This window comes from Mesorhizobium sp. M7A.F.Ca.ET.027.03.2.1 (assembly GCF_003999175.1).
Taxonomy (GTDB): domain Bacteria; phylum Pseudomonadota; class Alphaproteobacteria; order Rhizobiales; family Rhizobiaceae; genus Mesorhizobium.
In genome coordinates, this window is record NZ_RZOM01001117.1 from 1 (window position 1) to 1,982 (window position 1,982).

Sequence of the window (1,982 nt, forward strand, 5' to 3'; positions counted from 1 at the left end):
CGCCATTGTTGTTGACGAGGATGTCCGGCTCGGGGCAAGCCGCGAGCAGCGCCTTCTGCACCTCCGGCTTCGAAACGTCGCCAACGACTTCCGTCACCGTGACGCCATAGCGCTCGCGCAACTCCGCGGCGGTTTTCGCCACCAGCTCGGCATTGCGCCCGTTGACCACGACATCGCAGCCGGCTTCCGCCAGCGCCATGGCGCAACCGCGCCCAAGTCCCTTGCTCGAAGCGCAGACGATGGCCTTCTTTCCGCGGATACCGAGATCCATGACGATTTCTCCTGTGATTTGGCCGGCAAGCTAGTCCTTCGGCTGGACCAATCGCAACCGTCATACGGTTGTTGCATGAATCGGGGCATAGGCTCGCGAAAGCAACGGTGAAATCGCGATGTCCGGCCAAGAGCCCCGCACTTTCCGCAGCATGTTCATTTCCGATGTCCATCTGGGCTCGAAGGCGGCCAAGGCCGAGTTCCTGATCGATTTCCTTCGATATCACGATGCCGATATCATCTATCTGGTGGGCGACATCGTCGACGGCTGGCGGCTGCGGCGGAGCTGGCACTGGCCGCAAAGCCACAATGACGTCGTGCAGAAACTGCTGCGCAAGGCGCGCAAGGGCGCCAACATCACCTACATCGCCGGCAACCATGACGAGTTCGCCCGCCAGTTCCAGGGCGTGCATTTCGGCGGCATCGTCGTCGCCGACCGTGCCATCCACGAGACCGCCGACGGCAAGCGCCTGCTCGTCATCCATGGCGACCAGTTCGACACCGTGGTCCACAATGCGCGCTGGCTGGCCTATCTCGGCGACCATGCCTATGACGCGGCCATGCTGGTCAACCGCGTGGTGACGCGGCTGCGGCAACTGCTCGGCCTGCCGTATTGGTCGTTTTCGTCCTGGGCCAAGCACAACGTCAAGAAAGCGGTGAACTTCATCGGCTCGTTCCAGACCATGCTTGCGGATGAGGCGCGTCGTTCACACGTCGACGGCGTCATTTGCGGCCACATCCATCATGCCGTCATCGAGAATTTTGGCGATGTCCAGTACATCAACACCGGCGACTGGGTGGAAAGCTGCACGGCCGTGGTCGAGCATTTTGACGGCCGCATGGAAATCCTGACCTGGGCGCAGGTGCTGCCAGAAGCGCCGGACGAGCCCTTTGTCCCGTTGCTCATCAAGGACCGGGTAGGGCAGGCGGCATAGTCCGAAGTCTTTTCAGGCTTCGGAATCGATCAATTAGTCCAACCGGTTTCGTCCGGTTTTCGTCCATGTTAAGGGATCGACACGCGTTGCCGTCCGGTCGAATACAGCGCGATTGGATCGATTCATGGCCCTGCCGCAGCTCTCGCCCGAACAACTCGTCAAGCCGCGCCATTTCGAACTGCGCATGAGCCTGATCTTCGCGACGCTGTACGTGCCGCTCGGAACCCATTTGCCTTATTTTCCACTGTGGCTGCAGGCCAAGGGTTTTCACGCCGAGCAGATCGCCGTCATTCTGGCGGCGCCGATGTTCCTGCGCGTGGTGACGACGCCGTTACTGACCGCGTTGGCCGACCGTGCCAGGGACCGCGCCGATGTCTATGTCGCGCTGATGGCTGCATCACTGCTCCTGTCGGCAGGCTATTTCCTGCCGCCGACCTATGCGATGGTGCTGGCGGTCTCACTGGCGCTGACCATTGTCTGGACGCCGCATTCGCCGATCGCCGACTCGCTGGCGCTTTCGGGTGTCCGCCGCTTCGGTTCGAACTACACAAGCATGCGCAAATGGGGCTCGATCTCCTATCTCTGCGCCAATGTCGCCGGCGGCTTCATTCTGTCGGCAACCGGCTCGCAGGCCGTTCCGGTTATCATTCTGGCGGCGTTTGCCGCGGCCCTTGCCGCCGGCCTGCTGGCGCCGCGTCTAGGCCGTCCGCGGCGCGCCTCACCGCTGTCGGCCACCGACATCCAGCATTCGGCGCCGAAGCTTCTCAACCCGTATTT

At 62.1% G+C, this 1,982-nt stretch carries 3 protein-coding genes; 2 read left to right on the forward strand and 1 reads right to left on the reverse strand.

The window, feature by feature from the left end:
• Positions 1-271: SDR family NAD(P)-dependent oxidoreductase (locus tag EN750_RS31870; protein ID WP_127399073.1), on the reverse strand; the 271-nt coding region annotated here is incomplete at its 3' end.
• A 151-nt stretch (positions 272-422) separates the two neighbouring features.
• Between EN750_RS31870 and EN750_RS31875 the strand changes: the two genes are divergently transcribed.
• Both EN750_RS31875 and EN750_RS31880 read left to right on the forward strand, forming a co-directional pair.
• On the forward strand, positions 423-1,205 hold the full coding sequence (locus tag EN750_RS31875) for a metallophosphoesterase (RefSeq protein ID WP_164873989.1): 783 nt from the start codon (positions 423-425) through the stop codon (positions 1,203-1,205).
• A 124-nt stretch (positions 1,206-1,329) separates the two neighbouring features.
• The coding region (locus EN750_RS31880; protein ID WP_145968107.1) for an MFS transporter at positions 1,330-1,982 on the forward strand (653 nt) is incomplete at its 3' end.